The organism is Mesorhizobium norvegicum (assembly GCF_004919685.1).
Classification (GTDB): Bacteria; Pseudomonadota; Alphaproteobacteria; order Rhizobiales; family Rhizobiaceae; genus Mesorhizobium; species Mesorhizobium norvegicum.
In genome coordinates this window covers 42,729-52,174 of the sequence record NZ_SMYZ01000032.1, presented here as the reverse complement: position 1 = coordinate 52,174, position 9,446 = coordinate 42,729, and the positions used below count along the sequence as shown (strand labels likewise).

The following is a 9,446-nucleotide window of genomic DNA, read 5'->3' as shown; positions in this document are numbered from 1 at the left end:
CGGTGCCGCCGGCGGCACCGTGGTGGCGCTTGTCATGGCGCTGCTTTGCGTGCGCATCGGGCTGAACCAGATCGTCATCGGCATCGCGCTGACGCTCGGACTGGAAGGTCTGACGGCACTGCTCCACCATTTCCAGTTCTCACGCAGCTACCCCCGCCTGCCGGCAGCGGATGCGACCGTCATTCCGCTGCTTTCGGACATTCCGGTCATCGGTCCTGCATTCTTCAAACATCATCTGATCGTCTATCTGGCGGTCGCGCTGGTTTTCGGCATGGGCTACATCTATCGGCGCACCCAACTGGGCCTCAACCTGCAGGCAGCAGGCGACAAGCCGGCCGCGCTCGATGTCGCCGGCATCGATGTCGTGCGAACCCGCACCATCGCCGTGTTGACGACCGGAGCGCTGGCCGGGCTCGGCGGCGCCTATCTCGCCAATGTCGGGGCCGGGCTGTTCATTCCGTTCATCACCAATGGCGCGGGCTTTCTCGGCATCGTGCTGGCCATGCTGGCGCGCGGTCGCCCGATCTGGGTGCTGTTCGGCGCGTTGCTGTTCGGCGTCTGCCTGTCGCTGACGACGGCCATGCAGGTGGCAGGCATCAACATACCGACCGACATCATCCAGATGCTGCCGTTCCTGGCGGTGATGATCATGCTGGTGCTGTTCGGCCGGCGCGCCAGCCTGCCGGCGGCGCTCGGCATTCCATACGAGCGCGGCGCGCGCTGAGCACAATTCATGCGCGGTCGGGACCCGCGCCAATAAAGGAGGCAAGAATGTCGGATACCAAGGTCTACCTGCTCGACGGCGGCTCGCTCGTTCTCGACGGATATCATGTGTTCTGGAATCGTGGCCCTGGCGGCGAAGTGCGCTTCCCCGTCTATTCGATCCTGATCGAACATGCCGAGGGCCGGTTCCTCATCGACACCGGCTACGACTACGATCATGTGATGAAGGTGCTGCCGTTCGAAAAGCCGATCCAGGAAAAGCACCAGACCATCCCCGGCGCCCTGGCGCTGCTCGGTCTCGAACCGAAGGACATCGACGTCGTCGTCAACTCGCATTTCCATTTCGACCATTGCGGCGGCAACAAGTATTTTCCGCATGCCAAGAAGATCTGTCACCGGACCGAGGTGCCGCAGGCCTGCAATCCGCAGCCTTTCGAGCATCTCGGCTATTCCGATCTGAGCTTTTCGGCGGAGGCTGCCGAAGCGCGTGGCGCGACCGGACAATTGCTTGCGGGAACGACACGGGCGAATTCGACCTTCGAAGGCATCGATGGCGACGTCGAGCTGGCCAGGGGCGTCCGGCTGATCGCGACGCCCGGTCATTCGATCGGCCACTACAGCCTGCTGGTCGAGTTTCCCAAGCGCAAGCCGATCATGTTCACGATCGACGCCGCCTATACGCAGAAGAGCCTCGAGACACTGTGCCAGGCGGCCTTCCACATCGATCCGGTGGCGGGCGTCAATTCGATGCGCAAGGTGAAGAAACTCGCCGAGGACCATGGCGCCGAGCTGATGTACTCGCACGACATGGACAACTTCAAGACCTACAGGACCGGCACGCAATTCTACGGCTAGATCAGGATGACGTTTGGTTGAACCATCATCCTGATCTATCTCTTTGTTGGAGCATGATCTTTTCCGAAAACCGGTTCCCACTTTTCGGGATCATACTCTGATCCCCGCCAATCCGGAGACAAGACGATGCGCTATCTCGAACACGCCGATCCGGTCATCACCCTGACCGCGGGGCCGGTGAACGCCTATCCCGAAGTGCTGCGCGGCCTCGGGCGCACGGTGCTCTACGACTACGACCCGGCGTTCCAGCTCTTCTACGAGGGTGTGGTCGACAAGGCGCAGAAGGCGATGCGGCTGTCGAACAAGCCGGTCATCCTGCATGGCGAGCCGGTGCTTGGCCTGGAGGCCGCCGCGGCCTCCCTGATTACATCGGACGATGTCGTGCTCAACCTTGCCTCCGGAGTTTACGGCAAGGGCTTTGGCTATTGGGCGAAGCGCTATTCGCCACATCTGCTCGAGATCGAAGTGCCCTACAACGAGGCGATCGACCCGCAGGCGGTTGCGGCAATGCTGAAGGCGCATCCGGAAATCACCGTCGTTTCCGTCTGCCACCACGACACGCCGTCCGGCACCATCAATCCGATCGACGCCATCGGTGCGCTGGTTTCTGCGCATGGCGGCTATCTCATCGTCGACGCCGTCTCGTCCTTTGGCGGCATGAAGACGCATCCTGAGGATTGCAAGGCCGATATCTATGTCACCGGCCCGAACAAATGCCTGGGCGCGCCTCCCGGCCTCACGATGATGGGCGTCAGCGAGCGGGCCTGGGTCAAGATGAAGGGCAACGAGGCAGCCCCCCGCGCGTCGATGCTGAGCATCGTCGACTGGGAGAATGCGTGGTCGCGGGACAAGCCGTTTCCGTTCACGCCGTCGGTCTCGGAGATCAACGGCCTCGACGTCGCGCTCGACCTCTATCTCAATGAGGGACCGGAGGCGGTGTGGGCGCGCCATGCGCTCACCGCCAAGGCCATGCGCGCGGGTGTCGCCGCGATGGGCCTGTCGATCTGGGCCGCCAGCGACAGAATAGCGTCGCCGACCACGACCGCCGTGCGCACGCCCGAAGGTGTCGACGAGAAGGCGCTTCGCCAGGCCGCGCGCGCCCGCTACGGCGTGGTGTTTTCGTCGGGGCGCGGCGAGACCTTGGGGAAGCTGACGCGCATCGGCCATATGGGACCGACCGCCCAGCCGATCTACGCAATCGCGGCGCTGACGGCGCTTGGCGGCGCGATGAACGCGGCCGGCCAGAAACTAGCGATCGGCAAAGGCATCGACGCGGCGCTGGCCGTGATCGACGCCGACGCCTGAACAGACATCACCAGATCACGGATTGAGGGAGCATTTTCATGACTGAACGGCTTGCGGGAAAGACGGCCCTGGTTACGGGCGCCGCGCAGGGTATCGGCAAGGCGATCGCCGTGCGGCTTGCCGCCGACGGGGCAACCGTCATCGTCAGCGACATCAATGCCGAAGGCGCCAGGGCTGCGGCCGCGGCGATAGGCGCAAAGGCGAGGGCGATCGCCGCCGACATTTCCGATCCGGCATCGGTCAAGGCACTCTTCGCCGAAATCCAGGCGCTGACCGGGGGCATCGATATCCTGGTCAACAATGCCAGCATCGTGCCGTTCGTCGCCTGGGACGATGTCGATCTCGACCATTGGCGCAAGATCATCGACGTCAATCTGACGGGTACCTTCATCGTCAGCCGCGCCGGCACGGACCAGATGCGTGCGGCGGGCAAGGCCGGACGGGTGATCAGCATCGCGTCCAACACCTTCTTTGCCGGCACGCCGAACATGGCGGCCTATGTCGCGGCCAAGGGCGGCGTCATCGGCTTCACCAGGGCGCTCGCCACAGAACTCGGCAAATACAACATCACCGCCAACGCGGTAACGCCTGGCCTGATCGAGAGCGACGGCGTCAAGGCGAGCCCGCACAATGAGGCGTTCGGCTTCGTCGAGATGCTTCAGGCGATGAAAGGCAAAGGGCAGCCGGAACATATCGCCGATGTGGTTTCGTTCCTGGCGTCTGACGATGCGCGCTGGATCACCGGCCAGACGCTCAATGTCGATGCAGGGATGGTGCGCCACTAGCCAAAAGCGCATCCCAAAAACACTACAGACTTCTGGGCGACCTGCATTGGGTCGCAACAGCGGATGAGCGCGGCCAAAATGTACCCGCAAGGCCGTGTCGCAAATGGCCAATCAAAGGGAAATCATAGTGGACTTCGGATTCGACACGTCGATGTTCGACGGGCTGACGATTGCAATGCTGGTCGCCGGTCTGGCGATGACCGGCGTGGCGTCCGGTGTGCTGGCCGGCTTGCTGGGGGTCGGTGGCGGCATCGTCATCGTCCCGGTGCTGTTCTGGGTGCTTAGCCTGTTTCACTTTTCGCCTGCTGTGACCAGCCATCTGGCGGTCGCGACATCGCTTGCGGTCATCATTCCCACCTCGATCTCATCGATGCGGTCACACAACAAGCGCGGCAACGTCGATCGGCCTCTGCTCGATCTGTGGGGACCGGCGATCTTCGTCAGTGCCCTCATCGGCGGCATCATGTCGAAATTCATCCCGGGCGCCGGCTTGCGGCTGGTCTTCGGCGTCGTCGGCCTGCTGGTGGCCGTCAACATGGCGCTGCCGAAGCACCTCGTGATCTCCGATCACCTGCCGCAAAGCGGCTGGATCAACCGTGCGATCGCCTCTGTCATCGGCTTTGTCTCTTCGCTCATGGGAATCGGCGGCGGCACGCTCTCGGTGCCGACGCTTTCCAGCTTTTCCTTTCCGGTCCACCGGGCCGTCGGCACATCGTCGGCGCTTGGCCTGCTTATCGCGCTTCCAGCGGTGGCCGGCTTCATCTGGTCGGGTCTCGAGATTGCCGGCAGGCCTCCGCTCAGCCTGGGTTACGTCAGCCTGCCGGCTGTTGCCATCATAGCGCCCGTGAGCTTTCTGTTCGCACCCTTGGGCGCAAGGCTCGCCCACGCGCTCAACCCGCGCTATCTGAAACTTGCCTTTGCGTTTTTCTTGGCGATCACGGCCGGGCGAATGTTGCTTTCCTGAATCCCAACCTTGATGCATTCGAGGCAATGGCGGCGGCCCGGACGGCCTGCGTGTTAAGTTCTTGGTAACTCTCACACGTCGAACACAACTCGAAGGCCAAGAAAGGCATTGGCTTCTCGTGCCCTCCATAGATGCTAGGGCTGACATCGAGGCGAGTCCAAGGAGCAGAGACCAGCATGGCCACCGTCCTGAACGCCAAGGGCGTTCCACTCCCCTACAGCGGCTCCTCGACCAGGTGGTATTCGGCGACGAATTCCGGCCCGGCACTTTATGGCAGCATCTACAACGACTCGCTCTACGGCGACAGTAGCGTCAGCGTCACGATGTATGGCGGCAAGGGCGATGACATCTACTATCTGTATTCCACGAAGAACAAGGCGGTCGAGCTGGCCAACGAGGGTGTCGACACCATCTCGACCTGGATGAGCTACAGGCTCCCGGCGCATTTCGAGAACCTGACAGTCACGAACGACAAACACTATGCTTTCGGAAACGAACTGAACAACATCATCACCGGCGGCTCCGGCCAACAGACGCTCGACGGCTTGAAGGGCGACGACGTTCTCAAGGGCGGATCCGGGGCGGACATTTTCGTCGTGGCCCCCGGCAACGGCAGTGACCTGATCCTGGACTTTAGCGCCGAGGATACAGTGCGCGTCGGGAGCTACGGCTTCACCTCCTTCGAGCAGGTGCACGCCAACATGGTCCAGTCGGGAGCGAACGTCCGACTTGATCTATCCGGCACCGAGTTTCTCGTCTTCGCCAACAAGACAATCGACCAGTTCACCGCAAGCCAGTTCGATCTGGCCCTGGACAGGTCGCATCTGACACTCACCTTCTCGGATGAGTTCAACACACTGAACCTGTGGAATGGCTCGAGCGGCACCTGGGACACGAACTTCTGGTGGGGAGGCGCGAACGGCAGCTCGCTCACGAGCAATGGCGAGCTTCAATGGTATATCGATACCAGCTACGCCCCGACGAGTTCCGTGAACCCGTTCAGCGTCGAGGACGGTGTTCTCACGATTACCGCCGCCCGAGCCGCTGAGGCTATCAAGCCCTACATAAACAACTACCAATACACGTCAGGTTTGCTGACGACTTACGAATCCTTCTCACAAACCTATGGCTATTTCGAAATTCGGGCCGACATGCCCGAAAAACAAGGCGCATGGCCGGCCTTCTGGCTTCTGCCGGCGGACGGTTCCTGGCCACCGGAACTGGACGTCATAGAAATGACCGGTCAGGATCCAAACAAGCTTCTTCTGACCAGCCACTCGAACGAGACCGGAACACATACGACTGCGGCCTCGACGCCCTTTGTCTCGGATACCGGAGGGTTCCACACCTACGGGGTGCTGTGGACGGAAGACGAACTCGTCTGGTATTTCGACGACGTCGAAGTTGCCCGTGCCGCAACACCTGCCGACATGCACGAGCCGATGTATATGCTGGTCGATCTGGCCGTGGGCGGCATCGCGGGAGCGCCCGCCGACGGGCTTGCGACGCCGGCGGAAATGCAGATCGACTACATCCATGCCTATTCGTTGAACGATTGGGTTATCTAGGCGCAACACCTGACGCTGGGGTCGGCACGGACACATTCGTCATCAACCCATGTCGGCTACCTCCCGTAGGACGTCCAATTGTTCGACGGAACCATTGCCGAAAACATGGCGCTTCAAACCTCAGGTGGCCCCGGACGAGATATTGACGGGGCGGGCGCTGCCCGGCGGGCACGATCTCATCGTCCATCTGCCGGAAGGCTACGACGCGCGGATCGGGCCGCGCTCGGGACCGCCGGGAGCACTGCTCAGCCCACCCATGGCTATCGCGAAATCACCCCATCTGCTACGGTCCACGCCATTCCAGACTTCATCTGGGAGTATCGGCTCAGACAGCCTAGGAGGGGCACCAGACGATGACCCGCGACCAGATGCTCGCCCACCTCCGCGCCGCCGATGCGGTAGCGCGCGAGACCGCCGCGCACGGGCATCATCCTTTCGGCTGTGTGCTCGTCGGCCCCGACGATCGCATCCTCATGCGGCAAGGCAACATCAACACCGTGCGCCACGCCGAAACCGAACTCAGCCGGCGTGCTGCGGACGCCTATCCGCCGGATTTCCTCTGGTCTTGCACGCTGGTCTCAACCGGCGAGCCCTGTGCGATGTGCACCGGGACGCTCTACTGGGCGAATATCGGCCGGCTGGTCTACGGCTTCGAGGAGACCAAGCTTCTGGCGCTGACTGGCGACCACGCCCAGAATCCGACGATGGACCTTTCCTCGCGCACGGTGCTCGGCTCCGGGCAGAAGCAGATCGCGGTCCACGGCCCCTTCCCCGAGATGGAGGAGGAGCTCCTCGCCCCGCATCTCAGTTTTTGGCGGCGCTAGGGGCGGCAGAACTTTTGCCCGGGAGGCCAACTGCCACTCTGTCGGTGGGAACGATGGTAGCGGGAGACGGCCGCGTTCGAAACGCATGCGGCACCAGCTAACCGCCGGTCGTTTTTTGTGGCCGGCTCTTTAAGGGGCTGACCGTGGCTAAGGGCATCCGCCCTGAAATTGAAGCGGTGCCTTGGACATGTCACCAGACGTGCGGCGGCTTCGGGATCACCCGGTATGCGGATGAAAAGATTTCATCGGTCGGTGGATTGCCGAGCGTACGCTCTGGGTACTTCGTCATCAGCTTGGTGAACTGGCGCTGCGCACGCGCGGCCTCGGCGGCGTAGTCCATGGCCGGGATCTCGCGGTCGCGCATGACCGTCCGGCCGTCGATGACCACCGTTCGCGCATCACGTCCGGAGCCCGAAATCATCAGGGTCTGGATGGGATCGATAACCTGGCCGAGATCGGGGTTGGATAGGTCCCAGACCACCATGTCAGCGCAGCAGCCGGGTGCAAGCCGGCCGAGATCGGCGCGCCCGAGCGCGTCCGCACCGCCCAGTGTGGCGGCATCGAAATAATCCTCGGACCGGCAGGCATCCGCCTGGCCTTCGACGAAGCGGCAGATCATCAGGCCTGTCTGCATATTGAGCAGCATGTCCGGCGGGGATGTGTCGGTGCCCAGTCCGATGCGAAGGCCGCGCTGGCGGTATGACTTGAAGCTTTCAAGGCCGTCGCCGAAGCGCGCGGCGACCAGCGGGCAATGCACGACGATCGAGCCTTTCTCCGCGATGATATCGAGATCGCGGCCCGGCTCCCGCACGAAACGCGATGGACTGACGAACGTGCCATGCGGCAGCAGTGTCTTCTCGGTCAGGAAATCGAGGCTTTGCAGCCATTCGATCGAAGTCATGCCGTGCAGGCGGCGCACGGTCTCGCGCTCGAAGCCGCCCTGGCAGCAATGCAGCCGGACAGGCACGCCCAGATCGCGACCGGCGGCCGCGGTGCGCCGCAGAAGCTCGGCGGTACAGGTCTCGATGCGGTCGGGCGCAAGCATGGTGCGGACAAGGCCTCCGTGCCGGCCCTCGAGCCGCTCGCAGAAGGCGACCGCGTCATCCAGGCCCGCAAGGCCGCGCGGCTCGTCGAAGAAAAGCTCGATCTTGCCTTTCTCGACGATGAAGGGATTGCCAGTGCGATAGGCGGGGCCGAGATAGACGCGCAGTCCAAGGTCGGCCGCGGCGTCGGCCGCGCCTTCGAACTCCTCCACGGTCTCGCCCCATTGGCGATAGTAAAGCGAAGCGATCGGCAACGCGGTCGTGACGCCGTTTCGGATAAGCCGCGCAAAGGCGTGGCGTTTCTGGAAAACCAGTTCCTCAGGCGAGTACATCTCGTAAGGGCCGGCATCCATGTAGGTTTTCGGCCAGACGCGGCCCTTGGCCCAGGCCGGATGGTTGTCGAATGACAGGATCGTCGTATCGAGGTCCGACAGCGCGTCGAGATCGATGAAACCCGGTGCGATCAGCGCCTGCCCGCAGTCCAGGCGCTCGTCGATCTCGCCGGGAAAATCATGGCCAACGAACAGGATCGTTCCGCCCTCGTAGACAACTTGCCCTCCCGGCAGCAGTATGTGTCGGCCCTCTTCATGGGCAACCACCCAGTCAGCGGTCATCAGCGTACGCTTGCTGGGCGAAGTCATGGCTGCGCTCTCCTCATCCGTCTCATTCCGCGGCCCCGGGCATGCGTTTGCGCTCCTCCCATTGCGCGACGCTCATGGTTGGAAGATCGAAGGTTTCCCGCGACAGGGAATAGCCGTGTCCTCCCATGCGGCCGATGGCATCGAGGCCCGCCGGATCGATATGCAGACGCTGGTTGATGATGTCGGAGCGGATGTGAGCCGCAACGACTTCACCGAGTATGATTTCGCGTGAGTTCCCAAGGCCTAGTGTCATGTGCCGCCGACACTCGAACGCGGCCGGAGATTCAGCGATGCGGGGTGCTGCGATTTTCGTTCCGGCGATGGCCGTCAGTCCTGCCTCAGCGAGTTCGTCGACATTGGGGGCGAACGGCACGGCACAGACATTCATGGCGTCCAGCATGGCGCTCGATACGATGTTGACCGTGAAGACGCCGGTCGCCCTGACGTTCCACGCCGTGTCCTTGAAGGACATGTCGTCGTGGTTTTCAACGCCGAGTGCGAGGATTGCCGGTTCTGCGGAAAGGCAATTGAAGAAACTGACGGGCGCGGCATTGATGCGCCCTTCGGCATCGACGGTGGTTACCAGCGCGATCGGCCGCGGCACCACGGCACCGATGAGGATCTTGTATTTCTCGCGCTCCGTGAGGCTCGTGAAATCGAACGTCGTCTCAGCTGTCATGGCGATTCTCACGGCACGGTAAGGGGATGGCGGCAGGGTCGAAGGCCGGCCGTCCGGCG

At 62.6% G+C, this 9,446-nt stretch carries 9 protein-coding genes; 7 read left to right on the top strand and 2 right to left on the bottom strand.

What is annotated here, in order from left to right:
- From FCU66_RS12890 to FCU66_RS12860, 7 genes are all read left to right on the top strand, one after another.
- The coding region (locus FCU66_RS12890; protein WP_136625413.1) for an ABC transporter permease at nt 1–724 on the top strand (724 nt) is incomplete at its 5' end.
- A 47-nt stretch (nt 725–771) separates the two neighbouring features.
- A complete protein-coding gene (pldA, locus tag FCU66_RS12885) occupies nt 772–1,578 on the top strand; it encodes a 4-pyridoxolactonase (protein ID WP_136616603.1) in 807 nt (268 codons plus the stop codon).
- 126 nt (nt 1,579–1,704) lie between these two features.
- Nucleotides 1,705–2,883 carry a pyridoxamine--pyruvate transaminase gene (gene ppaT / locus FCU66_RS12880; RefSeq protein ID WP_136616602.1) on the top strand — a complete coding sequence of 393 codons (1,179 nt, stop codon included), beginning with the start codon at nt 1,705–1,707 and terminating at the stop codon, nt 2,881–2,883.
- 38 nt (nt 2,884–2,921) lie between these two features.
- The gene (gene pldH / locus FCU66_RS12875; RefSeq protein WP_136616601.1) at nt 2,922–3,668 is read left to right on the top strand and encodes a pyridoxal 4-dehydrogenase, SDR-type; all 747 of its coding nucleotides are present in this window, start codon (nt 2,922–2,924) and stop codon (nt 3,666–3,668) included.
- 127 nt (nt 3,669–3,795) lie between these two features.
- Nucleotides 3,796–4,632 carry a sulfite exporter TauE/SafE family protein gene (locus tag FCU66_RS12870; protein WP_136616600.1) on the top strand — a complete coding sequence of 279 codons (837 nt, stop codon included), beginning with the start codon at nt 3,796–3,798 and terminating at the stop codon, nt 4,630–4,632.
- Between the two features lie 176 nt (nt 4,633–4,808).
- The gene (gene eglC, locus FCU66_RS12865; RefSeq protein ID WP_136616599.1) at nt 4,809–6,200 is read left to right on the top strand and encodes an endo-1,3-1,4-beta-glycanase EglC; all 1,392 of its coding nucleotides are present in this window, start codon (nt 4,809–4,811) and stop codon (nt 6,198–6,200) included.
- A gap of 353 nt (nt 6,201–6,553) precedes the next feature.
- On the top strand, nt 6,554–7,024 hold the full coding sequence (locus FCU66_RS12860; RefSeq protein WP_136616598.1) for a nucleoside deaminase: 471 nt from the start codon (nt 6,554–6,556) through the stop codon (nt 7,022–7,024).
- Between the two features lie 190 nt (nt 7,025–7,214).
- Here FCU66_RS12860 and FCU66_RS12855 read toward each other — a convergent pair whose 3' ends face one another.
- Both FCU66_RS12855 and FCU66_RS12850 read right to left on the bottom strand, forming a co-directional pair.
- Nucleotides 7,215–8,708, bottom strand: coding sequence for an amidohydrolase family protein (locus FCU66_RS12855; RefSeq protein WP_136616597.1), 1,494 nt, complete (start codon nt 8,706–8,708; stop codon nt 7,215–7,217).
- Nucleotides 8,709–8,730: 22 nt separating this feature from the next.
- The gene (locus FCU66_RS12850) at nt 8,731–9,387 is read right to left on the bottom strand and encodes a flavin reductase family protein (protein ID WP_136616596.1); all 657 of its coding nucleotides are present in this window, start codon (nt 9,385–9,387) and stop codon (nt 8,731–8,733) included.
- Nucleotides 9,388–9,446 lie beyond the last annotated feature (59 nt).